We start from the raw sequence: 24,934 nt of genomic DNA, 5'->3' as shown, positions 1-24,934 counted from the left end.
AATTATTAACATATTGACTTTTGAAAAGCCTTTGATTTTGTGTTTCCGGCACAGCTTCAAAGGCTTTTTGCTTGCCATTTTTACAATGCTCTGTACAACTCTTTGCGGCTCTCACCGCACCAGATTTTCTTCCCATCTTCCGTCTGTACGGTCACTATTCCGTCCCTAAATCTGTACCCGGCAATTATCTTGCCCCGGTGCCATTTACCGTCAAAATAGATTTCCGCTGGCTGTCCCTCGACGTATGGGAAATTATCTGCGCTCATTCGCCCTGCGCTCCTGCGTGTGCTTCCGCACCCGCTTTCAGTAAATCAGTTACCAGTTCCCAGCTTTCCAAGAATAAAGCGGAACGCAAGGACACATTGCTGTGGACGAGAGAACGGGCGTCGTGCAAGCGCAGCGCACCAGCACCGCCGTGGGAAGTGTTGCCGAAACTCGAACCCCGGAAAGGCACGGCTTCTTCAAGTTCGTTGTCTGCCCATATTCCGGCTGTTTCGTTCTTCCAGTCGTGCGGTACAATTCCCAGCTTGTACGCAATTTCTGGCATTTCTTCCAGTTCTTCCAGCTGCAAGTCCTTAATATGGCAGCCGTCCCATGCCACTTCAACGTCTTCTTTGGTTGAAAGTGTCACGCCGTCGTTTCCGTATAATCGCAGCGGCTTTCCGTTTACTGTCGCAACCTGCCAGTCTGGGGCTTCTGTCGTGTAGCCGTCCACTGCTGCGTCATTGTTCTTTGTATACTCAATAACGCCGTAGTGCAGGCGCAAGCCCGTTACCCATTCATAGAAATTGCCGCAAAGTCCGAACACGCCGCCTGCGGTTCTGTCATGGGACCATGTAAGCGGGTCAAGTCCGGTCAGTGTGCGTCCTCTGTCGTAATTCACGCCCTTTTCGTCCGGGTTGTCTGCATTTGCTCCATAATTGGTGTTGCCGCCGATTGTGTGCCCCAGTTCTTCTGCTTCATGCAGCAGATAGACAAATTCTGTATTTGTCATAAGGTGCCAGCCATTACCTTTTCTTGCGCAGGCTTTGGCTGCGTCGTTCATGTTGATTGTGTGCTTTGGCTGCTGGAATGGCAGTGATACTGCAACGCCACCGTCCAGCGTATCAATCACGGTGTTGTGATACTGTGAAATAAGAATTGCCGGGACAATCTTATTTCTAATCTTGAACATTTCCGGCACGTCCTCCGGGCTGTATGTCCCCGGCTCCATGTAAAACATGGTCATGTAGTTTGGCAGTCCCAGTCTGTCTTTGACAATGACCGCTTTTTTCTTCACAAATTCTTTCATTTGCGCTTTTCCTCCTTGTATCTGGTATGATTTATTTTGAATAGCTTTTCGCTACTATTCACATTTTGACTTTTGAAAAACCTTTGCTTTTCGCCCAGCGCCTATGCTGACTGCTGCTTTTTCTCTTCCGGCTCCGGCTGCTTCACGGTCACGGTGACTTTTACGCCCTCCCGCTGTGAAATAATCATTGCCAAAGTGTCAAAGAAGCGCTGGGCATTGAATGTTCCTTGCACTTCCATTTCTGCCACCTCCTATGCCGTCTGTGGCTGCGGTGTGGTTCTCTGGCGTTCCTGCTGAATACCCAGCATATAGCCCAGAATGAACATCTGATTGTCACCGTTTAACTTCTGGAACTCCTGTGCGGTCTTCTCAATCATTTCTTTTTTCTTATCTTTCATTTCAACTGCTGCCATGTCTGCTTCCTCCTTTTCTGTGTTGTGGTCCTCTGCTATAATTGGATTGTCAGCCAGTGCAGGGCTGGCAATCTATAGCAAAGGGGGTGTGTTCTATGCCAATTTACAAAGACGCCATCAAGACTTCTGTTGCAAAGGCTGTCAAAAAATACGGCGGTTCAATCCCGGAAGAAGAACTGGTGCGCATTTTAACTGCTGCGCTGTATGATGTTCTTTCTTCCACTGAATTTGAACGCTATGTGAAAGAACTTGCAGGGAAGTGACCTGCTGCCAGCTTGACTTTATGCAGTCAAGCTGGTTTTTTCTCTCACTTCTCTTTCCACCATTTCTGCCAGTGCGTTGAATTTCTTTCTTAAAATGTCCAGTGTTTCTTCCGGCAGTCCGTCCACTTTCAAAATCAATTCAGCGTGTGCGTTTGGTTCGTCTGTCGTGATTTCTCTTTTGTAAATAACTTCATTGCGTGTGCGCTCAACCTCTGCCATCTGCTGCCACCTCTTTTCTTTTTTGAGTTTTTAACTCATTTTGAAACGCTTTATTTGTGTTTCTGTACTCACTATATAACATTGTTTTGAGTATGTCAACTCTTATTTGCAATTATTTTTATATTTTTGTGTTGACTTACTCAAAGCGTTGTTGTATAGTGAAATCACAGTAAGAAAAGAAAGGGGGTATCTACTCTATGGAAGTGTACGAACGTATAAAGGAATTGAGAAAGAACACTTTGAAAATGTCGCAAGCTGCGTTCGGTGAACGTCTGGGCGTAAATCGTGATGTTATCAACAATATTGAAAACAACCGACTTTCCAGACCAGAACAAAAGCTGTCATTGTATAAATTGATATGTAGTGAATTTAATATCAGTGAAGAATGGCTGCTGAATGGCACTGGTGATATGTACGCCAGCAATGAAGCCGAATACGGCGCACTTATTGACCGGGTAATGACCGGGCAGAATGAGTTTGCGAAGAACATTTTCAAGACGTTTGCGCTTTTTGATGAAGCAGACTGGGAAGCGCTGCGGCGTATGATTGAAAAATACATAGACGTTGCAGACGCAGAAGACGTGCCGGAAGAAAAGCCGTTGTATGACGACGTACCGGACACACCGGAAGAATTAGAAAAGCAATACCCGCCAGTTGATAGCGGCGGCAATAGTGACGTTGGGTAGTCCCCTTTAAGGGACGCCCAGCGGTCCCGCTTTATTTTTTAATAATTAGTTGTGTCGTTCCTGTGAAGTTAAGATTGATATACATTGTGTTGTTGCTGCTGTAATAAATAGCAAATAAATTATGGTTGCTATGATATATGTATTTCTTTTTCATTATCTCCCACGACCTTTCTTTTATCGGAAAAGCTGGGCGCTTTTCAATTATAAAGGTCTGGCAGGTTTGCAACTACTGTTAAAAATTGGCAAATAAAAACACCCGCAGTGCTGGGAACACTCCGGGTGCGGTGCAAAGATATATCATACCAGATACAACATACCGTCTGCATTTATTATATTACCACCTGCGGACGGGAAATTAAAGGAAATTGACAAGAATTGTGGTGATATTATGAGAAACAAGGAAATTGCCCCGGCGCTTGTCCGGGTTGCTCTATATATAAGGGTTTCCGGTGAAGAACAAAAGATAAAAGGCTTGTCACTGGAAGCCCAGCAAGAACGGCTGGAAGCATACGCAAGGGAACGTGGCTGGGTCATTGTTGGAATTTATATTGACGCCGCAAAGACCGCCAGAAAGAACATTCACAAAAGAACTGAATTTCAACGCATGATGGACAGCGTGAAGCGTGATGAAGTGGACATTTTGCTTTTCGCCCGTCTTGACCGCTGGTTTCGTTCCGTTGCTGATTATTACAAAGTTATGGAAGTGTTGCAGGCGCACAACTGCGACTGGAAGACCACTGATGAAGAGTACGACACGACAACCGCAAACGGGCGGCTGTATATCAATGTAAAGCTGTCCATTGCGCAGAATGAAGCTGACATAGACGGTGAAAGAATAGACGTTGTATTTGACAGCAAGATTGCACACGGCACCGTTGTTTCCGGCTCTGCTCCGTTCGGCTTCCGTGTGAATGAAGAAAAGCGGCTGGAAGTCGTACCGGAAGACGCAGCCATTGTGCAAGACGCTTTTAATTATTTTGAAAACACAGTTTCCCAGCGGGCTACTGTCCGTTATGTCCGGGAAACATACGGTGTGAACTGGTGTGACGCCACGTTTCGGCGTATGCTGAAAGAAAAGCTGTACACTGGCGTGTATGACCGGGGCGGCAGATATAATGACCAGTTCTGCCCGGCAATCATAGACAGACAGCAGTTTGACCGTGTGCAAGCACTTCTGACACGCAACGTGCGTTCTGCTCCATCTGGCAAGGTTTATATTTTCACTTCCATTCTGACTTGTGCTGAATGTGGGCATAAATTAGTCGGTTACAAATCAAGTGATTATTTTTATTACCGCTGCAACCAGCATTTCCAGCGTGGGCGCTGCTCTCATAATCATTCAGCCCGTGAAGACGTCGTGGAAGCATGGTTGTTTGACCATCTGGGGGAAGAACTGGAACGCTGCCAGCTTGAATGGGACGTGGAAGCAGCCAAAAAGAAAGCGTCTGTTGCCCGGACTGACAAAGCCGCATTAAAACGGAAGCTGACCAAATTAAAAGAACTGTATGTGAATGACCTTATCGACATTGAAGACTATAAAAAAGACTATCAAATATATGTTTCTGCGCTTAACCAGATACCGGAACCAGCGCAGGAAGCGCCGCCAGACTTTGCAGCTGTGCGCAGGCTTCTTGATAATAGCTTTAGAACCATTTACGATACTTTGACCCGTGAAGAAAAACGCACGCTTTGGCGTTCGGTCATTAAAGAAATAAGGATTGACAATGACCAGAATATCACGGGTGTTGTTTTTTGGTAGTGTTGTACTAATTGAACACTACCCGTCGGCTCATCTGCAAATATAATTTCCGGACGATTCACCAGTGCTCTTGCAATTGCTACTCTCTGCTGCTGTCCTCCGGATAACTGATTTGGCAGATTATAAATCCGGTTTTCAATCCCCAGAGTTGCAATAATATCATTTACATACGCTTCATCCACTTTTCTTCCATCCAGCCCCAGTGGCAGTACAATATTTTCCCAGACATTAACAGATGAAACCAGATTAAATGCCTGAAAAACAAATCCGATTTTTCTTCTGCGGAAAACAGCAAGGGCATCTTCCTTCATCCTGTATAAATCTTTCCCTGCTAAAGTAACACTGCCTTTTGTCGGGGTGTCTAGCCCTCCAAGCATATGAAGTAATGTACTTTTACCGGAACCTGACTTTCCAACAATTGCGACAAATTCTCCCTGCTCAATCTGAATGTCCACCTGATTGACCGCTTTGACCTGATTCTCACCTGCGCCATAAAACTTACAAAGCTGTTTGGTTTCTAATATCACACTCATGTGTTGCCTCCTTTTCATCCTACATCCAAATTGTATCAGGGCAATCTTTCATTTCACTTTCAAAAAACGAGCAGACGTCTTACAGAATTGTAAGATTTCTGCTCACTTAAAATTTAACCAACATGTGGTAATTGAATCACAAACGTGCTTCCTTTTTTCTTTTTTCCGGAGGTTACCGTAATCGTACCTGCGTGTTTTTCGATAATTTCTCTCGATAGAAAAAGTCCGATTCCTGTACCACTCTTTTCCATGACCTCCTTGGAACTTCCTCTGTAAAATCGTTGAAAAATTTTGTGATACTCATTCTGCGGAATACCAATTCCCTGATCCTCAATTTCCATTCTTACAAGATCGTTTCTTTTTTGTAACCGGATAAATATTTTTGAACCACACGGACTGTACTTGACCGCATTATCCAGAACGTTGATCACAGCTTCACCAAGCCACCTTTTATCCTGCATAATCGTGCATGTTTCCAGCTCTTTTTCATAGTCAAAAACGAATTCAATTTCTTTCTCATCCGCTTTAGGATAAGTGCGGTTCACAGCAGATATGACAGTATCCATAAGCGGAAGTTTTTTCTTATTAATCTGAATCAGTCCAGTTTCCATCTTGGATATTTCAAGAAGCGACTGCAATAATGTCTCCAGTCCATCCAGAGCACTCCGACAACGGATACGAAACTCCTCCTGTTCTGTGGCACTTAAATCATTCTGCATCAGCACACTAAAACATGTATCCAAAGCTGCAACCGGTGTCTTTAACTGGTGAGAAATATCAGAAACCATTTCTTTCGTGTTCTCCTTTTCTGCCCTTGCTTCTTCCTTTATCAACTGAATATGATGTCCGATTGCTTCAAGCTGGTCATTCAATTTTTCCATTTCTGCATGATTTTCCGTTTTCAGTAAATCATCAAATTTATTTTCACGGAATCTGATCAGAATTTCTTCCAACTGGTCTAAAATTTTCTGATGACACGCATCTTCTTTTTTCTTCCAATAAAATAAAAAAGTCAAAAGAAGCACGCATATCACAGTGCTTACAGCACCGGTCACCATAACCTGATGCCGGAATTGCGAATAAAATGCATTCCCTTTATTCCCCCAGTATCCATATTGCTCCAATAATCGCCTTCCCTGTTCGTTGGTTTCAATATCCTTATCCTTAAGCAATTCCGAAACGGCATCCAGCCCGGAAAATTCTTCCTTTGCAGCAATCTCTGTCATAAGATTCATTTTATATTTATAATCTTCATAAAACACATATGTGGTAAAGCAATTTAATATTGCAAACAATACTATGACAGGCAAAACCAAGGAGAGCGCTACTGTGATCTTCTTGCGATATCTCTTTGTCACTGCCTTACCTCCTGATTCCATATATACCCAAGACCTCTGATATTCTTTATATAGACCGGTGCAGCCGGATTGTCTTCGATTTTCTCACGGAGTCTTCTGATATTGACAGCGATTGTATTTTCATCCACAAAATCCCCTTCCAGATCAAACACATTTTCCAATATTTGTGTTTTTGAAAGAATCTGTTTCGGATTCTGAAGAAAAAAAGTCAGCATTTTCAACTCCGTTTTTGTCAGACTGATTTCACGACTCTTTATCAGGACTTTCATTTCTCCTGCGATAAATACGATATCTCCCGAAATCATCTTTCCGGCTTCCGTTTTCTCCTGTCTGCGGCGGAAATGTGCTTCTATTTTCAAAAGAAGTACCGAAAGACTAAACGGCTTTGTAATATAATCATCTGCCCCTGCTTCATATCCCATGACCTGATCCATCTCCTGATCTAGTGCTGTAAGACAAATAATGTATGTATTATAATTGCATCTCATCCACCTTACAAATTCCAGTCCATTCCCATCCGGAAGATTCACATCACAAATGGTAACATCCACATTATTATCACTTGCAATTCTTTTCGCTTTTTTCACTGATTCTGCTGAAAAAACCTCATATCCGGATTTTTTCAGTGAAAATGTAATTCCACGATTTAAATTTTCATCATCTTCAACACGAGTATACCTGGCATAGCATATGCACCTCTCTTTATTAACTATTCATCTTAAAATGCTTCAATGCCTCCACAATTGCACTCTCTTTATCTTCTGGACACTGTGGCTGCCTACTATCTTCATTTTTAGATAAATTATAATTCTTTCCAACCTCAATTCCGCATTTTCTCTTTACCTGTGAAATATACAGATGCTCTGTCTTTTTATTCCTACAAATCTTCGTGCAGTTTTACATCGCTATTATCTGCCATGCATTGTTTTAAGGCAACAATCATTTTTTCCGCATCCAGACCATTCATCCTCGGCATCATAACATCCATATAAATTACCCCAAAATAATCCGGTGCAGATTTCTCGAAGATTTCAACTGCTTCCTGCCCGTCTACTGCACATGTAACTTCCATACCGCTGTCTTCCAGTATACATCTGGAAATTTCCATGTTCAACTCATTGTCTTACACAACCAATGCCCGCATGCCTTCTACCGAATAATCATCAAGGCTTACTGGCTTATCTGATAAATTACTGTTTTTATCCTGTGTGCCAATTTTGAACGGAATTTTTACAATAACTGTTGTCCCGACACCTGCTTTGCTCTTCAGTTCAATACTTCCATCCATTCTGTCCACGAGTTGCTTCGTAATTGCAAGCCCCAGTCCGGTGCCTTCATACCTGGATCTGCTTGTCTTGCTTTCCTGAGAGAACATATCAAAAGCATGTGCAATAAAATCTTCACTCATACCCACACCCTGGTCTTTACAGTAGAAAGTGAAAATTGCTCTGCCATCATCCAGAGTTTCTTCCTCAACCCAGACCGTAATCACACTACCCGCCTGACTGAATTTTATGGCATTGTCCATAATATTCGACAGAATTCTTCCAAGATATACCGGGTTTCCAATCAGAGCGCTGTGACTGTATGTACCATTTTTCCAGTCAATCTCATACCGGATGCCTTTCTTGGCAGCCCGCTCATCATAAATCTGGTTCAATTCCCGTAGTACCATTGTCAGATCAAACAAAAGCTGCTGATCCTTCAAATCTCCGCTCTGTAGTTTATTCATATCCAGCACATCATTTACCAGAGACACCAGATATTTCAGTGATTCCATTACCTTTTCTCTGATCTTCTGCTGCATCTGTGAATCATCTGCGTACTGATTTTCCATATTTACCATACCGATAATACCGTTCAGTGGTGTACGTATATCATGACTCATAGTTGCCAGAAACCTTGTTTTCATTTCGGCTTCCCGCTTTGCTGCTTCCGCAGCAAAGTTATAAAAATCAAAACTGCCATGGACTGCAGTTGCTTCGAAAATATATATTTAGTTTCTGTCATAACAAAACCCGCTCTATGTTTCCTAGCTGCTTTTCCCATGCATCCAGGAAGACAATTACAGCCAGTTTTCCAGAACATCATTCAGCTTATTCATATCCAGCGGTTTCGCGATATGTCCATTCATGCCTGTATTTTTGGCCAACTGTACATCTTCTGCAAAAGCATTGGCAGTCATGGCTACAATAGGCAATTTTCCCTTTTCACCCGGAAGGCTCCTGATTGCTGCAGTTGCCTCATAACCATTCATGACAGGCATTTGGATATCCATAAAAACAAGATCATACAATCCTTCCGGAGAAGCTTCCACTTTTTCAACTGCGATTTTCCCATTTTCTGCTGTTTCCACTTCTGCCCCTGTCATCTGCAAAATTTCAACACCAATTTCTCTATTCAACTCATTATCCTCAACCAGCAGAATCCTTCTTCCTGTATAATCTGCTTCTGACAGTTTCTCCAGATAATTTCTCGCTGTATTTTCTTTTCTGCCTGAAGTAAACTGCCGCAGTGTAGCCGTCAGTCGGGAACGGAACAGCGGTTTTGCAATAAAAGCATCTACACCTACAGCCTTTGCTTTTTCTTCAATTTCGCTGAATTCATAGGATGTCAATACAATGATGGTGATCTCTTTTCCTATCCGTTTCCGGATCTGTCTGGCAGTTTCTATACCATCCATCTCCGGCATCTTCCAGTCCAGGATAACAGCAAAATAATCATTTTTTAGCTCATGACGTGCATAACAACGTTCAACAGCTTCCTTGCCAGAAAGAACCCATTCACCTGTAATACCGATTTCTTTCAGTGTGGCAACTGTACTTTCACAGCATGTCTTATCATCATCCACTACCAGAACCGGCAGATTCATCAGATTTTTGTCCTGTTCTTTTTCTTTTTCCTGAAGCTCCAGATAAATTGTTACTGTGATTTTAGTTCCCTTGTGCAAGGTACTGTCCACTTTAATAGTGCCATTCATCAGGTTCACAATATTTCTGCTGATTGCCATTCCAAGACCGGTTCCCTGAACTCTGGTTGTCCGGTGGTCATCTGCACGGCTGAACGGATCAAACATGATTTTCTGGAATTCCGGTGACATACCGATTCCATTATCCTCAATCGTAAATTCATAGCATCCAAGTTCTGAAAATCCATTGGGTTTTTCCTCTATCGAAAAAGTAATATTTCCACCATCCGGTGTATACTTGATCGCATTACTCATCAGATTCACAAATACCTGCTGAATCCTCAAGCTGTCACCACAGACAGCCTCATGTTCAATATGATTGATGTGTATATCAAAATTATGTTTATGTTCATCAAGCACCGGTTTCGTAAGTGTAATAAGATTATCTACCAGCTCTGACAGATTGAAATCTTCCTGTGCTAGTGTCATTTTTCCACTTTCAATACGTGCCATATCCAATACTTCATTGATCAGCCCCAGCAGATGGCGGCTTGATTCTGTGATCTTGCCGAGGCATTCAATGACTCTGTCCTTGCTCTCAACATTTGCTCCTGCGATTGCCGTCAGACCCACAATCGCATTCATTGGTGTCCGGATATCATGGGACATATTGGAAAGGAATTCTGTTTTCGCACGATTTGCATTTTCTGCGGACCGGTAAGCCTCTTTCAGTGCCTGACGGGATTCAATCTCTGCTTTCTTCTCCTGTGTCACATCCATGGATGTCAGCAATACTTTTTCCAGCTTTCCATTCTTCCATTCCAAGGGAATATAAGAAGCGATTTTATAAGTCTTTTCATCCAGGCTGCAATACTCAAACTTATAAATATCATTTTCACTTTTCAGTTTCTTCCGAATATTATCCGGGTCTATCAGGATATCTATAGCTTCTAATGGTTCCAGTGTCTTATATTTTTCAAGAACCTGCATCTGAAAATCATGATAAAATCCCAGAGGTTTATATATCATCTGTCCATTCAGATTGTAGAATTCATATCTGTCATTTTCCAGATCACAGACAACAAAGCGGTCAACCAGACGCACAATACTCTGAATCAACTGCTCCATGGAAGCATTATCCGTTGCCATCTGCAGATGCCGTGCGCTCTCTACCTTTGCCTCTGTGATATCACGCAGAAAAATCATGGCATATTCTGAATCCTCTATTTCGCCACGTATGACCACATTGCGGACCCATCGTTCTTCTCCATTCAGATTGATACGGCACTCTAAAGCCAATTCGGTTTCCAGACCCTTCAGCCTTTCTGCAATATAACCACGGTCGTAAAAAGAGGATACCGCCTTCTTATCTGTCTCCACAACATAGGAATCCACAAAATGCCGAATCAATTCATCCCATGTATAACTCTGTTCAAAGACGGTCATCAGGGACGGTTCAACCTTAAAGGTATCAAAAGTATTCGCTTCCAGATTCACATAATACTCGCACAAATCTGCTTTCGTAAAAGCCCGGTGGAAAGCAGCAGATTTTTGTGCCTGCATGATTTCTTTTTTCTCCCCATCAATGTTAATAAAAATCCCGGCAATCCTGCTGGCAGAACCATCCAGACGGCGTATTACTTCCGCCGATGCCCGAAACCACTGGTATTGATTATCCTTCATTCTCATACGATACTCTACCTGGTATTTTATCTGGTTCGTCTTATCCTTAATTACCGCCTGAAGCTGCACCATTACTCTTTCTTTATCCTGTGGGTGCAGAAGATCTGACCAGGATTCCAGTTTATTCGGAAAGTCCAGAGTATCATGATAGCCAAGCATTTTTCGGAATTCATGACTCCAGTTTGCATTCACAATCTCACTGTTTTCGTCACAGTCAAAATACCAGAAGCCGGAATAGATAGCCTCATTGAGCAGTGCCAAATTTACATGATCCCAGTTGACCTGTACGGACATTACCCAGATCTGTCTGCCCGCCTCATCTGTCGCGTCCTCTTTACAAAGCCGTACATTATTCACTGTACCGTTTGCTGCAATGATTTGTGCTTCCCCTGTTCCGTGAAGCTGCAAAAAGCGGTCTCGCTCCAGTATATCTTCCGCGTCATAAAAGAAGTTTCTCAATGAACCTTTCGTCTGTTCCATGAAAGTATCGAATGTATATCCTGTACTATGCAACAGCAGATTATCCACAGACAAAATAGACAGGTTTTGGTCATAAGATCCTGTCATTATACCTACCCCGCCATTATTTTCCAGTGTTTTCTGTATGACCTGTAACATAGCCTGTGTCTGTCCCGTTACAGTCTCACCTAAGGAATATATTTTGTCTTCATAATTTTTCATTTTATAAAAGTCCTCTCTCCGTCTTATGCCTTCTTCATCCTGCTTTTATCTGTATACAGAAAACCTGTCCCTGCTAGTTTTGTTACCCATTTTTGCATACAAAAAGGACACTTGCCAAGATCTGCCAGTGTCCCTACTATATTTTTTTAAATCACACATCTATATAGTATAAAAGGTATCGGAATCTCTTCTGTTCAAACATCTTTTCCATATATTATGATGATATGGAAACAGTGACAACCGGCTGACATGGTCAAGCTTTCTGACTTTAGTCCCTTCTGGCTTTGCGACCCTGCCTTTCAATAGGTTTGCCTTTAAAATAATCTCTTTCTTCAAAAAAACATACCACGCGGTTTTCCGCACGTCAATAATTTTTTTTTGAAAAATCTACACATATTTTACTTCTGTTTTTGAACTTCTCTTTATAAAAAATCTAAATCGATGAATCCTAAAAACCTAACATTTTTTTCATATGAAACTCATTCATCATTTATAGTGCTATTCTCTCCATTAACTAAACATAACCTATTGTTCGATAATAAATGTTAGATCCCAAAAGAGGCTTCACACCACGAACCAACTCGCAATGCAAAGCCTCATCACTCACCCATTATATTCTTGTCACAAAATCCAGCGAGCTCCACCCATTCCGCTCTTTCTCATATGCTTTCAGCAGCCCCCTCTTTGATGCTCCAACACCATCAGCCTCAGCAACAATAGTAAAACAGCCAGCACCCGTATATTTTCCAGTCTTCTCCTGATCCGTTCCCAGCTTCTTCCGGCTTCTTATGTTCCTTTGTTGATGATATGATAAATCATTACTGTTTCCCTCTGTCCCTGTCTCCACAGTCTGGCATTGCACTGCATATACAGTTCCAAAGACTGTTCTTGTTCTGTGCGATCATCTTCTGAAGTCCTTTCAGTTTCTGCCGTAATGACGGACGCTGTTGCTTTTTCTCATTAACTTTTACAAATTCCTTGAACGCCTGTGCAATCACATCGGCATCCCTGCCCTTGAAAAATACAAGATACTTGGGTTGTTCCGTGGTCTTATCCCTCTTTACTGCGAAATCGACATTGTATTTCCTTGCGACACGCTCAAAGGATTTTATATTGCTATCCGTAACCTCAATGGACTTTGCACCCTCTCCCTGACCGACCAGCTTCTTTACCGGGATTTTCCCATGGGAAGGCTTCTTATGCTTCTGATGCTCCAGATACATCTTCATTGCCTTCTGTAAAACACTTGCGGTCTATAACTGCCCTTACGCTGTTATGTCTATGTTCTATTTCAAATTTACAAACAGAAATTAATCAAATTCTTAGACTTCTTGAAGTTCAAATTCTGAACTTCTGTGGATTTATCAGTGATCCCTCTCTTTCTTTTTGTACCTGTCTGTGATAAAATCAATCCTGTAGAAATCGAAAAAAGTTCATAAAAATTTAGCAATTACAGGCATTGATTTTTTGCTGTAAATTGCATATAATAAAAACACAGATAGAAATATCTGTGTAGCGGTTAGAGCGTCCAGTTAAAATGCTCGTTTAAAAGCGGTTAGATTGTCCAATAAACAATCGGTTAACAGCAGTGGGTGGAGTAATCCACCCACTTTTTTACTTTTCAGGAGGCTTTATGGATTAGTACGTTGTCGATAAAAAATACATCCATTACCTGACACAGTTTGATTCCCGTGTCGGATATGTGGAATATGGGGAACGTTTGAAACTCCATGTGGGAATTCTTCTTACTATCGGAGATTTCCACTACTATGTCCCTATTTCCTCTGCAAAACCAAAACATCAGAAGATGTCCAACAGTCTGGATTTCCACAAACTCCAGGATGAATCCACCGGATATCTTTATGCGGTATTAAATATCAATAATATGATTCCGGTTCCTGATAACTGTCTTACACAGTTAAAATATAATCAGGTAGAAAGCTTCCGTTCTTTCAGCAACGAAAAAGAAAAAACAGACTATGTCTACCTTCTCCAGAAAGAAAAAGCTTTAATCGACAATGTTCAGGACACTCTGCAAAATAAAGCCATGAAATTATATCAGAAATGCATTGCCAAGCCCGATTCTTCCCTTGCTGCAAGATGCTGTGACTTCAAAATGTTGGAAGAAAAATGCAGTTCTTATTCCGATACATAAACTCTTCATCATTTCTCGGTGGAAACACAAGTACAAATGCCGTGATATCTGATGTACTTGAAAGGTCTAAACCGCCATAGCAAGTTCTTCCGATAAGTTCCTCCTCATTTACGGGAAACGCACAGGCATCCCATTTATCCATCTGCATCCAACGTGTGGACTGTTTTACCCATTGGTTTAATCGAAGCTGCCGGAAGATATTCTCTTCTGCAACATTTTCCCTTGCACTGATATAGGCATTTCGAACCTTTTCAATATCGATAGTTTCTCCAAGGGAAGGATTGGCTTTATACCATGTGGCTTCGCTCGTCCAGTCATCCTCATCGGATGCCCCATAAATCACGGGATAGAATCTATCTCAAGCAGCATTAGCTGAACAAATAGGTTGTGATGAGCGTACAATACTAAATATTGAAAACGACCGTGGTAATCCCAAGTTCGAAGTATTGTGCCAGATCATCGCTTATTTACACATTCCTGCAGACCATATTTTTCACCCTGACACTGCTACGGACGGGTTGAAAAAACAAAAACTGTTATTGATGCTACAGGAATGTGATGAGCAAGAGGCAGCCGAGATTCTTCCAGCAATTGAATACCTCTTAGCACTTATACATAAAAGAGGTAATTCAAACGAGTAAAGGAACCAGCTAATCCGTTGTGATTCTGGTTCTTTTCTTTTTGTAGTCATCTCTAAATCTTACTCTTGTAATGTTTTAATTATTACAAGAGTAAGATTTCAAGTCAATCTGTTTTTTCTGAAATTGACAACCACATAAATAGCGTCTATAATATATTTATTACATCCGTAAGATTTAAGGAGGGATTTGAAATGAGCGATTTACCACAGATTTCTGAAGCTGAATTTGAAGTTATGAAAATCGTATGGAAACATGCGCCGATCAGTACAAATGAAATAACAGATAAATTATTACAGACCACAAGCTGGAGTCCGAAAACGATACAGACTTTAATCAAACGCCTTGTGACCAAAGGCGCTCTGACTTATGAAAAACAGAGCCGAGTGTTTGTTTACACCCCAGTCGTGAAGGAAAGCGAATACATCGGCCAGGAAAGCAATTCTTTTCTGGAACGATACTATGACGGAGATATCACTGCCATGCTGTCTGCCTATATAGAAAATGACAGACTGTCTGAAACAGAAATAGATACCCTCCGCTCCCTTCTTTCAAAGAGGTCAAAAAAAGGAGGCAATTAACGTGGCTGATTTTATGATACGCTTTTTAATATGCAATGTATTTATCAGCGGTATCATCGGAATTCTTTTGATAGCCAAGCGGATATTCAAAGACAACCTTTCCAGCCGTATGCAGTATAATCTGTGGTTCCTGCTTCTTGGGTTGCTGACATTTCCCTTTATACCGTTCCGTTTAATCGGATTTCCTCAAATTTTCTCGTGGCTCGGCAGCCTGAGAAGCTCTCCATCTTCCAATACTGGAACTGCTATGGGAGAAACCATTGGGGCCGATCCAACCGGAAATGTAAATTGGATGAATGACTTTACCCTTTCTGTAAATAGCGAGACACCATCCATTTCCGGATACATATTGTTAGGGATATGGATTGTAGGCATTTTTGCAATGATTATATTGGTAATCAAATCCTCTCTCCGTTTACGCAACTTGGAGAAATCTGCACTTCCCCTTCAGAACAAGGAAGTCCGCAGACTGTATCATCACTGCTTAGAAGAGATGGGGATTCACAGAGATATTCCTGTCTACAGCACCGCATTTTTGAAATCCCCGATTATTGTGGGACTTTTGAAACCGTGTATTTATCTGCCGATTCATCTGATCTCTGATTACAACGAATCCGATATGCGGTACATGCTGTTACACGAACTGCAGCACTATAAGCACAAAGATGCTATTGCCAGTTATCTGATGAACCTTGCCGGAGTGGTATATTGGTTCAATCCTCTTGTCTGGTATGCATTGAAAGAAATGCGTAATGACAGAGAGGTTGCCTGTGACACTTCCGTTTTGAAAATGCTTGAAGAGGATGCTTACGAAGATTATGGCAATACATTGATTAACTTTGCAGAGAAGGTTTCGCTTACTCCTTTTCCGTTTTCTGCCGGCCTTGGTGGAAACATGGAGCAGATGAAACGGAGAATTATTAACATTGCCTCTTATGAGAAGCCGACATTTATGAAGAGAATAAAAGGTACAACTGCATTCATGTTGACTGCTGTCCTTCTACTTGGATTCGCACCTTTTATTTCTACATACGCAGCAGATGGAAGCCACTATCAATGGGATTCTTCATCAGAAAATATATCCTATGTAGACCTTTCTACATACTTTGGCAAATATGAAGGCAGTTTTGTTTTATATGATTTGGAAAATGATGCATGGAGTATACACGACATGGAGCATGCTACCCTGCGAGTTGCACCAAACTCCACCTACAAAATATATGATGCCTTGTTCGGATTGGAAGAGGGCATCATTACACCAGATGACTCCTTGATAGCATGGAGTGGAGAAACCTATCCATTTGAAGCATGGAATGCAAATCAGACCTTACAGTCTGCAATGAACTCCTCTGTTAACTGGTATTTCCAATCCGTGGATGAACAGCTTGGAGCCTCTAACATTTACAGCTATATTCAAGAAATTGGGTATGGAAATGAAAATATGAGTGGAGATTTCTCCACCTATTGGATGGAATCATCCTTGGAGATTTCGCCAGTAGAACAGGTCGAACTTTTAACCAGGCTGCAGAATAACAGCTTCGGCTTTGCCCCTGAAAACATCAATGCGGTAAAAGATGCCATCTGCCTTTCCGCTTCCGATGCCGGAACATTCTACGGAAAGACCGGAACCGGCCGTGTGGATGGTCAGGATGTGAATGGATGGTTTGTTGGTTTTGTAGAAACTGCAGATAATACATACTTTTTTGCTACCAACATTGGTGCAGACAGCGATGCTACCGGAGGCAACGCAACTGAAATAACCATGTCTATCTTGTCCGACATGAATATCTGGAAATAAAGAAATCGGGTAAAGGTCAATCTCTGACTTTTACCCGATTTTTCTTAATTCGCTATCTGAACAAGCCCTTTGTATTCCCATGTCGCTCCATAATCAGTTGACTGAAATACAATCCCATCTTTCTCCGCTGCATCTGTGGTAACCGTTATCGTCAATGTGTCGTCCTCTTTTTCAGGCATATTCAGGTAATCAAAATCCTCCACCGTAAATCCGCAATCGATAGCGATTTGTGGTAATTCTGAAACAAGATCCATTGGAAGTTTCATTTCTTCAAAGGTCCTTCCGCCATCGCGAGTGACATATAAGCGGGAATAGGACTGGGATGCGCCTGTAATTCCTGCAACCCCAAAGTTCTCATCATAAAATATTAAACCTTCTGCAACTCCCAATTGTCCACTGAACGGATCATCATTTATGCATTCCCAAGTAGAACCACCATCCATTGTCTTTTCCATTACATAAAATCTGCTTCCGGCAGCTGCATCCGTTATCACCAAACGCCATCCATTATTTTCATCTAAAAAGAAATACATAGTTCCATCACTTTGATCCACAGTCCAACTTTCTGTATCTTTAGCATCCTCCACCTGCTGCATCGTATTCTCCTGCTTCAATTCTTGTTGACTGACGTACTCAGGCTCCATAATATATCGAACAGGTGTGACACTATTTAAATCAGGAATATGCAAAGATACCTCAAACCCAACGATTTCTCCACCGCTTCTAAGCTGAGTAAAATTGCCGGTTCCTGTTTCAGTTCCATCACCATCTGCATCTCCCGAAATATATTGTAAGCCTTCCTCTGAACTAAAAGATCTTCGCCCCATATAGAGTATTTCATAAATCTGCTGCTCTTCAAATGTTTCAGCCCACGCCTCTACCTGACTCGTCCAGTCTGAATTGTTCAAAATTTCAATCATTGGAGACAAACGCATATCGTCACTATATTCTCCATTCACATTACCATCTATCCAAACAGTCATATCATTACTGCTGTCTGCGTCATAATCAATAAGATACGTTTTTTTCTCTCCAGCCTCATTTTTTCCATATATGAATGCATAAATCCTTTGAATCGTTCCGTTTTCATCAAATGACACCTGATATTTATTTGCAATATAGAGTTCTTCCGGCAGTTGCAATGCTTCATCCAAATCCATCAGAATCCCTTCTACACCATCCTCAAAAAGATTATTATGCTCCAGTTCTACTTCTTTTTTACGCATCCACTCATCAAGTTTCCAAGACAGTGCCCCGTGATACGGAACTGCAGAATAAACGATACGTCCACCAAAGAATAAAGTTGCTGCTATAAGGAGTATCATTTCCGTATAGAAAAGTTTCTTATTTCCATTATCTCCTGAATTAACTTCTTGATTATGCCTTTTCGAAATCAGCCAGAGAACCACTGTGCCAACCAATCCTATTATACCTAACGCCAACATCGGTATATGCCTTCTCAAGCCACCATATTGACATAGATGCCAGAATTGATACAACATAAATATATATAGTATTAAACTTACTTTTCCCGTGATTTTATAAATATATTTCATGTAAGTCTCCTTTCTTCATATCTGTAAAAATACCATAAAACACCAGTATTATCAAATCATTCTTTAATACGGTATTGGTAATCTGGTATATGCATAATTCCGTCATTTAGGATTTCATTCCCCAAATACTGAAAACTGCCATCCTCTGCAAACCTTACCGTAAGTTCATGGGTTATGACTGCATCATCGCAAATGACCATGTCACAAACCGCCTCAACTGTTAATGTGACTGTTCCATCTTGATTTTCTTTGATGTCGACAACCTCCGGCAGAGAAGTTCCAAAGAAGGTAGGCGCATAATTGAAGCACCCAAGTCTCGCCCAAAGATAGGTCTGGTTTTCCTCATCAAATACTGCGTACTCTCGTATCTGCTCCGCTGTTATGGGAAGATACTCCATAATCAGACTTTCGAACTCTTCTTTAGGAATGCCATTTGGATAATCTTCAGAATTGAACTTTTCTCCATATTTCATTCCATACAGATATTCAAACATTCCGTTATAATCCAACTCACTCATATTTTCTACATTCCAGTTGGAACACAAAAGGTTCTGTCCCTGATATCCAAGCCCCCGAACACAACGTTCAGACATTTCACACTGTTCCTCTGTCATAGGTTTTATTCTGATCAGGCAGCTTCCATCCATAATTTCACTAACCTCTGGCGGCTCTGGCACACACAGCTCATAGCAGAACCATCCTTTTTCCGTGTATTTCCATTCTTTGAGTCTCGTATAAGAAATGTACGAAATTCCCGGCTTGTTGTCAGCATTCCAGATTCCTCTTGTACTCACAACATACATATCCGTTCCATCAAAAATGAATTTCATTCTGCCCAGTCCACCATCATTGTGGATTTCATAAATCACCACAGAGCCTCTTTTCCCTTCCATACATTCTTTCAGAAAACTGTCAACACTTTCATAATTCTCCATGTTAGAATACGTTACCATCGTAGCAATTGGATATCCTGCGTCCTTTACCTTCTTCTGAATTTCAAGAACCGTTTGATCATCCAAAACAACATTAGATGCTATCCCTTTATCTGCTGTTTCATAAATGTCAAGATAAAGTTCCATCAGCTTTTTACAGTCAGTCTCAGCTTCTTCCCTTTCCTGTTCATCTACCGGAAGATCGTAGCCCTTTTCCCATTGTACTGCAGCCTCTTCCTCAGTATTTTTTGTTTCCTCCGTGGAAGATACTTCTTCCGTATCTTCCACAAGAGATTCTCCCGCAACACTATCTTCTTTTCCACAGGCACACACGAAACCCCCAATCAGAAATACCATGATCAGTAGAATGCTCTTTTTCCTTAATACCATAAAATCATCCTTTCGTTCTTGCTATTGGCGGCAGTTCCAATTCAATTTGTTCTATAGAATTGGAAAGATACCTGAAAGTTCCGTCTTCAAATGGCTGGACCACAACCGTATTCCGAAAAGCGAGATCAGAATTATAATCCGGCCATACTCCATCCACGATAAGTGTAATCGTTCCATCCGCATTTTTTGTATAGTCAACTACTTCTCCGAAAGGTGGGTATGGGCTGGCATAAATCATCTCATATTCATAGCTATTGCTGCCCTCATCATATCCACAATGCTCTCTCAACTGTTCTACCGATACCGGAAAATAAGTAGTCATTATCCTTTCATATTCCTCTGCCGGAATCTTCCAACCCTCAGTTTTCAGATTTTCCCCCGTAGAAATCCTATAAACATCTTCATACATACAAGGCATCAGAATGTCCTCCACATTGCTGCTATCCCAATCTGTAACGAGCAGATTGTAATTCACATAACTTAGTCCTGATATGTATTTCTCCGTTAATTCCTGGCAGTCTTCTGGTAGCGGTTCTATTCTCCAATACTGTCTCAAACTTGCATGTGCAATCACATATTCATATGCGTAGATAAAATATCCTTTTTCGGTCAGTTTAATCTCAGCCACATTACTTACCGAAGTTCCCTGTATTTCTGGCATACCACCTTCTCTCCACCGAATTCCTATGTAATAGGTCTGCAACTCACCTTTCCGATAGATAAAGGTAACTGCTCCAATCAGCCCATCTCTCTGTACTTCAAATACCGTAACCATCGAGTCTTGTCCATCCAGGTAATCTGCATAAAATGCTTCGATTGCTTCATGATTTTGCATAGCAGTATCTTCTTCAACACTTACCAGACCGTTTCTGCCCAATTGCTCCACCACAGCTTTCCTCTGCTCTTTGGTAAATTCACTAATACCGGAAGAGTAGCTTAGTGCATCTGCAATTACAATATCCTTATAGATTTCTCTGACCGATTCTGCTGCTGACAAAACCGTACTCTGCAGTTGCTCCTTCTCCTCTTCTGTAAGGAGATCATCACTGGCTTGCGGAATAAACCAATATGCTGACTCTGTGGAAGTTTCCGCATTCTCGGCTTCTTCTGTTTCTGCTTCGCTATTTTCGATTTCTACAGGTGGCTCCCATACTTCTTCTGCCACCTTTTGCTTTTCTGTATGCAGTTCTCCCCAACAGACCACTCCGGCTATTACGAAAATCAACAGCAGCAAAATCGGAAGACCACATTTTCTAAGCAGCCATTTCACATCTTCCATTATTCGCCTCCGTATAATTCTTCCCATTCTTCTAACGTCAACCGTGGCGTATGCCATGTTTCCTCAGAATTATCCTCGGAGGGTATAATTCGATTGGATACATATTGTACCCCGCCATCCTCCAAAGGACGAACCACAACCTCGTGGGCATATACTTTGGAATTTCCCGAATATGGAAATACCACATTAGCAGTAAGTGTAATTGTTCCATCACTGTTCTCCGTATACCCGATTACTTCTGAATATGGGTATTCCGGATACTCTACTTCTTCGAAGCCTCTCGGTTTGTATTCATAGGTCGAATCCTCCGAATCATAGACAGTTTTGGATTGCAGCGTTTCACTATCAATATTGAAATATTTCATAATAACGCTTTCAAATTCCTCTTTTGGAATCCGATAAACTGCACTGACTGACAAATTGTCATCTGCAACATAAGGAACATACTGACCATTCACTTTTGGATAAAGAATGTCATACATATCATAGAAATTCAAATCCCCAAAATCTTCTTCACTCCAATCCACAATAAACATATTATTCTGTTCAAAGCTGATTGGAAGAAGATATTTCCGACTCAGTTCCCTATATGTTTCATCCAATGGCTGTACTCGTAATGCGGTATGCTCCTCTGCTCCACTCAATGTAAGAACGTATAATTCTTCTGAAAACCAGACACCAGAAAACATCAGGTAACCTTCTTCTGTATAATTCCAATACTCTGCTTGATACCTCCCAGTAACTTCTTTCTGTATTTCTCCATTTTCGTATCCATAATAGCTTCTGACCACATCTACATTTCCGTCTTTTGTGTGCAAATCGTATTTTACAAATCCGCCCAAATAGCCGACTTCAAGAATCGTTATATCTGCTTCTTCCTGTGTATCCACCTTTTCACAAAATTCCAGTACCTGCTCCGCTTCCGTCATATTCACTTGATTTCTGCTGTCAACAGCAGGATACTCGTTTTCTCCAAGACGATTTACAATACTCCGAATTATTTCCAAATCATCTAACTTATTTTCCTCTGCTGCCTTGTCATAAAGATCTATGCAGATGTTTATAATTTCTTCTTCATTCTCCTGTTCTTCTTCTGAAACGTCCTGAACATCAATTACTGTTTCCGAAACTGTATCTTCTTCCGGTGGTGTATCGCTACACCCCGAAATACTAAACATCAGTACAAAACTAATGACTGCTAAACCACTCTTCCAGAACCAGGCTGTCTTTCTTAACAACATATCCGCTTCCTCCTCTTCCTTTCACATCTTCTACCATACTGATAATCAATATAGGACATTCCGTATCTTCTGCTGTAAAAATTGCAAACCATCCTAATTCTGTACCCGAAGTATCATCCTTCGATGCCTTTATTTCTGCCGTACCTGTTTTTCCTGCTAAAAGAATGTCATCTCGATGGGCTGCATATCCAGTTCCATTAGAATCATTCACAACCTTCTTTGTTCCTTCCAATACACGACTTGCTGTCTCGTTAGAAAAGGCACCCGGAATCCAATACTCAGCTTCCGCTTCATTCTGATATACCAAATAAGGCTTTATTACATTTCCCTCATTACAGAAAGCAGAATAAATACATGCCATATGCAACGGGTTCACTAAAATCTGTCCTTGTCCGTAACCGCTGTCAGCTAACTGTATTTCAGTTTCAATGCCTTCTGTATTGGAATACTGAGATTCTGCCATCTTAATCTCAAATGGTAGTTCCTCATTGAAACCAAGCCGTATCAAAGAATTCTCCAACTCATCCGATCCAATCTTTAATGCTGCTTTTGCGAAATAAATATTATCAGAATAAATCAAGGCTTTCTCTAAAATGACTGGTTCATACGCATGAAGCGTTGTTACATGATATGAACCCCACGATGCATCTTTTTGCCAACTTAATCCTACGTTCCCGTATCTTCCATTGGATCGATTGCTCCTGATTGTAAACCAATCGCAGCTATAATTGGTTTGAAGGTAGATCCCGGACACCACACTTGCCGGAACCGATTATACATTGGCTTATTCTCATCCTCGTTAAGTACAGTCCACTGCTCACTCGATAATCCCATAATAAAATCGTTATTGTCATAGGCCGGTGTGCTGACCAAAGCCAATACCTCTCCGGTATAATGATTTATGGCTACTGAGCAGCTTTTATCTTCCTTAAACTGTTCGTACAAGGAAACCTGCAAATCAGTATCTATCGTAAGCCGGATGTCCTGCCCATGCTGTACCAGGATACAAGCCAGTTCCTCCTTCTCTTTATCTTCCGAATTTACAATGTAAATCCTGCAACCGTTCTGGCCTTTCAGTTCTTTCTCGAACAAGCCTCCATTCCGCTTCTGCCGATTACACTATTGGCTGTATAACCTTCTCCTGCATGTTCCTCTAAATCTTCCGCAGTAACGCTTTGAACATACCCGACCAAATGCGCAGCGGCTTCCCCTAATGGGTATTCACGCACTTCAACATCAGATATCATCACTCCGGGAATCTCCAGCAACTTATCATGCCTTTCTTTCTCCTTTAAACTTCTTCCTCTGGACTGATAGACATTAACTCAATTTCTTCCACTCTTGGAATCGTTTTAATAGGTACAAAAGAATCATCCTTTACCCACTTTGCAGACAGGTTCTTTTCTATCACTTCCGTTGTGATTTCCAATAGTCCTGCAATCTGTGCGATTGCTTCCTCTCTGTTTTCCAACTTGCCCGGAACAATTCCAACTGAAGATGCTGTACCTTTTCCTGCAAGGACACGTCCGTTCCTATCCAGAATTTCTCCTCGCTCTGCCTGTGTAGTGGAAACTCTTACTTTATCTGCAGAAGTCAGATTAGGAAAAATCATGGAATCATCCCAAACCAATTTATATCCTTCTTCTCCATTTATAAAAAATGCCTCATTCTCAAAGCTGATAGTTCCTGCCACTGTATCAAACGAAGTCAAATATGTTACTTTTTTATCTTCCTCCACATACTCGACATTTTTTATCGACATGTTTTGCATTTCAATTCCCTCATAAATAGTGGAATTTCTCTTCAGAAAATCTTCCTTACTGATATATCCAGATGACTCCAAATCAATCATTGCATACATTTCTTCGTATTCTTGTTTTGGAATATGCATCATATACTCTACTAAGGTAGTATCTGGTGTTTTACACGCATTTTTTCTTTTATATAATACTGTTGCACTCACAACTACTCCAATCAAAGTAATTGTTAACATCAACACTATAATGCCCAACATTTTTCTATATCTTTGTATTCTTTTGGTTCTATGTTTTGCCTTCATCGTTACCTCCATTTCTTATTCATATCAATGTACTACGCTTATATATTACAAGTGTAAGATTTTAAAGTAAAAAAATTTACTCCCTTTCGCTATAAATATTACACCCGTAATATTTATCAGTCAAGTTCTTATTCAAAAAGACAGAACACAGCCACCAAAAGCCATGTTCTGCCTTACGTTTGATGTTACTCTGCCGCTACAAACTCCATCTTCATAAATTCATGATCCGTCAATTCCTTTAATTTTGCAAGGACACATAATGACAATTCAACCATCTCATCATCCTCCAGATGTTTCAGAGTCTTATTGATACCATTTATGACATTTTTTCTGCCTCCCACATCTAAATCTATACCTTCTTCCATAAAAATACTGATTAAATTACTCTCTTCTACGGTAAATCTCTTATTCATCACTTACATCTCCCTCTGACTTTTCTTTTCATTTTCTTGAACATCATGTTCTTTCGATTGCCCTTCTACCTGTGACTTTTTCTCCGCAAGACGGGATT

At 41.2% G+C, this 24,934-nt stretch carries 22 protein-coding genes, 5 pseudogenes and 1 riboswitch; of the genes and pseudogenes, 7 read left to right on the top strand and 20 right to left on the bottom strand.

The window, feature by feature from the left end:
• Positions 1-80: 80 nt before the first annotated feature.
• The 4 genes from DW085_RS08335 to DW085_RS19105 all read right to left on the bottom strand — a co-directional run bounded on the left by DW085_RS08335 (position 81) and on the right by DW085_RS19105 (position 1,704).
• Complete coding sequence (locus tag DW085_RS08335) at positions 81-266, bottom strand: hypothetical protein (protein ID WP_117471665.1); 186 nt, start codon at positions 264-266, stop codon at positions 81-83.
• Entirely contained in the window at positions 263-1,291 is a 1,029-nt protein-coding gene (locus DW085_RS08330) for a hypothetical protein (protein ID WP_118492209.1), read from the bottom strand. Before DW085_RS08330 ends, DW085_RS08335 begins: the two co-directional genes overlap by 4 nt.
• A 101-nt stretch (positions 1,292-1,392) precedes the next feature.
• Positions 1,393-1,530 carry a hypothetical protein gene (locus DW085_RS19110; protein ID WP_181968469.1) on the bottom strand — a complete coding sequence of 46 codons (138 nt, stop codon included), beginning with the start codon at positions 1,528-1,530 and terminating at the stop codon, positions 1,393-1,395.
• A gap of 12 nt (positions 1,531-1,542) precedes the next feature.
• On the bottom strand, positions 1,543-1,704 hold the full coding sequence (locus DW085_RS19105; RefSeq protein ID WP_182430840.1) for a hypothetical protein: 162 nt from the start codon (positions 1,702-1,704) through the stop codon (positions 1,543-1,545).
• Between the two features lie 95 nt (positions 1,705-1,799).
• Between DW085_RS19105 and DW085_RS19100 the strand changes: the two genes are divergently transcribed.
• Complete coding sequence (locus DW085_RS19100; RefSeq protein ID WP_182430839.1) at positions 1,800-1,967, top strand: hypothetical protein; 168 nt, start codon at positions 1,800-1,802, stop codon at positions 1,965-1,967.
• Between the two features lie 18 nt (positions 1,968-1,985).
• Here DW085_RS19100 and DW085_RS08325 read toward each other — a convergent pair whose 3' ends face one another.
• A complete protein-coding gene (locus DW085_RS08325; protein WP_118492207.1) occupies positions 1,986-2,186 on the bottom strand; it encodes a hypothetical protein in 201 nt (66 codons plus the stop codon).
• Positions 2,187-2,383: 197 nt separating this feature from the next.
• Between DW085_RS08325 and DW085_RS08320 the strand changes: the two genes are divergently transcribed.
• Positions 2,384-2,872: a helix-turn-helix transcriptional regulator gene (locus tag DW085_RS08320; protein WP_118492205.1), complete on the top strand. Its 489-nt coding sequence runs from the start codon at positions 2,384-2,386 to the stop codon at positions 2,870-2,872.
• A 388-nt stretch (positions 2,873-3,260) separates the two neighbouring features.
• Positions 3,261-4,631 (top strand): recombinase family protein, encoded by a 1,371-nt coding sequence (locus DW085_RS08315; protein WP_118492203.1) that lies wholly within the window; start codon positions 3,261-3,263, stop codon positions 4,629-4,631.
• Here the strand turns inward: DW085_RS08315 and DW085_RS08310 are convergent.
• The 8 genes and pseudogenes from DW085_RS08310 to DW085_RS20175 form a co-directional block, all read right to left on the bottom strand.
• Positions 4,526-5,164 (bottom strand): ABC transporter ATP-binding protein, encoded by a 639-nt coding sequence (locus DW085_RS08310; protein WP_118492201.1) that lies wholly within the window; start codon positions 5,162-5,164, stop codon positions 4,526-4,528. The genes DW085_RS08315 and DW085_RS08310 overlap by 106 nt on opposite strands.
• Positions 5,165-5,277: 113 nt before the next feature.
• The gene (locus tag DW085_RS08305; RefSeq protein ID WP_118492199.1) at positions 5,278-6,543 is read right to left on the bottom strand and encodes a HAMP domain-containing sensor histidine kinase; all 1,266 of its coding nucleotides are present in this window, start codon (positions 6,541-6,543) and stop codon (positions 5,278-5,280) included.
• Positions 6,519-7,207 (bottom strand): annotated as a pseudogene (locus DW085_RS08300) (response regulator transcription factor). Before DW085_RS08300 ends, DW085_RS08305 begins: the two are co-directional and overlap by 25 nt.
• A 20-nt stretch (positions 7,208-7,227) precedes the next feature.
• Positions 7,228-7,383, bottom strand: a pseudogene (locus tag DW085_RS19715) (23S rRNA (uracil(1939)-C(5))-methyltransferase RlmD); the annotation flags it as partial.
• A gap of 16 nt (positions 7,384-7,399) precedes the next feature.
• Positions 7,400-7,636 (bottom strand): response regulator, encoded by a 237-nt coding sequence (locus DW085_RS08290; protein WP_301331859.1) that lies wholly within the window; start codon positions 7,634-7,636, stop codon positions 7,400-7,402.
• A gap of 9 nt (positions 7,637-7,645) precedes the next feature.
• Complete coding sequence (locus tag DW085_RS08285) at positions 7,646-8,434, bottom strand: HAMP domain-containing sensor histidine kinase (RefSeq protein ID WP_118492195.1); 789 nt, start codon at positions 8,432-8,434, stop codon at positions 7,646-7,648.
• Positions 8,435-8,587: 153 nt separating this feature from the next.
• Positions 8,588-11,794 (bottom strand): response regulator, encoded by a 3,207-nt coding sequence (locus DW085_RS08280; protein ID WP_118492193.1) that lies wholly within the window; start codon positions 11,792-11,794, stop codon positions 8,588-8,590.
• A 232-nt stretch (positions 11,795-12,026) separates the two neighbouring features.
• A riboswitch (cyclic di-GMP riboswitch) is annotated at positions 12,027-12,117 on the bottom strand.
• Positions 12,118-12,678: 561 nt separating this feature from the next.
• A pseudogene (locus DW085_RS20175) lies at positions 12,679-13,047 on the bottom strand (PcfB family protein); the annotation flags it as partial.
• 449 nt (positions 13,048-13,496) lie between these two features.
• Between DW085_RS20175 and DW085_RS08270 the strand changes: the two are divergent.
• Entirely contained in the window at positions 13,497-13,949 is a 453-nt protein-coding gene (locus DW085_RS08270; protein ID WP_243033971.1) for a type III toxin-antitoxin system ToxN/AbiQ family toxin, read from the top strand.
• Positions 13,950-13,956: 7 nt separating this feature from the next.
• Here DW085_RS08270 and DW085_RS08265 read toward each other — a convergent pair.
• A pseudogene (locus DW085_RS08265) lies at positions 13,957-14,301 on the bottom strand (terminase TerL endonuclease subunit); the annotation flags it as partial.
• 28 nt (positions 14,302-14,329) lie between these two features.
• Between DW085_RS08265 and DW085_RS08260 the strand changes: the two are divergent.
• The 3 genes from DW085_RS08260 (at position 14,330) to DW085_RS08250 (ending at position 16,966) form a co-directional block, all read left to right on the top strand.
• A complete protein-coding gene (locus DW085_RS08260; protein ID WP_118492192.1) occupies positions 14,330-14,590 on the top strand; it encodes a helix-turn-helix transcriptional regulator in 261 nt (86 codons plus the stop codon).
• 191 nt (positions 14,591-14,781) lie between these two features.
• Entirely contained in the window at positions 14,782-15,168 is a 387-nt protein-coding gene (locus tag DW085_RS08255) for a BlaI/MecI/CopY family transcriptional regulator (protein ID WP_107001152.1), read from the top strand.
• A gap of 1 nt (position 15,169) precedes the next feature.
• Positions 15,170-16,966 carry a BlaR1 family beta-lactam sensor/signal transducer gene (locus tag DW085_RS08250; protein ID WP_118492190.1) on the top strand — a complete coding sequence of 599 codons (1,797 nt, stop codon included), beginning with the start codon at positions 15,170-15,172 and terminating at the stop codon, positions 16,964-16,966.
• A gap of 44 nt (positions 16,967-17,010) precedes the next feature.
• Here DW085_RS08250 and DW085_RS08245 read toward each other — a convergent pair whose 3' ends face one another.
• From DW085_RS08245 to DW085_RS08220, 6 genes and pseudogenes are all read right to left on the bottom strand, one after another.
• Positions 17,011-18,522: a hypothetical protein gene (locus DW085_RS08245; RefSeq protein ID WP_117514080.1), complete on the bottom strand. Its 1,512-nt coding sequence runs from the start codon at positions 18,520-18,522 to the stop codon at positions 17,011-17,013.
• Between the two features lie 56 nt (positions 18,523-18,578).
• Positions 18,579-19,844: a DUF6070 family protein gene (locus DW085_RS08240; RefSeq protein ID WP_117762062.1), complete on the bottom strand. Its 1,266-nt coding sequence runs from the start codon at positions 19,842-19,844 to the stop codon at positions 18,579-18,581.
• 4 nt (positions 19,845-19,848) lie between these two features.
• Positions 19,849-21,123, bottom strand: coding sequence for a DUF6070 family protein (locus DW085_RS08235; protein ID WP_118492188.1), 1,275 nt, complete (start codon positions 21,121-21,123; stop codon positions 19,849-19,851).
• Entirely contained in the window at positions 21,123-22,364 is a 1,242-nt protein-coding gene (locus DW085_RS08230) for a DUF6070 family protein (protein WP_002596366.1), read from the bottom strand. Before DW085_RS08230 ends, DW085_RS08235 begins: the two co-directional genes overlap by 1 nt.
• Positions 22,312-24,423, bottom strand: a pseudogene (locus DW085_RS08225) (penicillin-binding transpeptidase domain-containing protein). The gene DW085_RS08230 and the pseudogene DW085_RS08225 overlap by 53 nt, the downstream one beginning before the upstream one ends.
• A gap of 185 nt (positions 24,424-24,608) precedes the next feature.
• Positions 24,609-24,836 carry a transposon-transfer assisting family protein gene (locus DW085_RS08220; RefSeq protein ID WP_002596364.1) on the bottom strand — a complete coding sequence of 76 codons (228 nt, stop codon included), beginning with the start codon at positions 24,834-24,836 and terminating at the stop codon, positions 24,609-24,611.
• Positions 24,837-24,934 lie beyond the last annotated feature (98 nt).

The organism is Clostridium sp. AF50-3, assembly GCF_003477445.1.
GTDB classification, from domain to species: Bacteria; Bacillota; Clostridia; order Lachnospirales; family Lachnospiraceae; genus Otoolea; species Otoolea fessa.
Note: the sequence above shows the minus strand (reverse complement) of the source record. Positions and strands in the feature narration are given on the sequence as shown.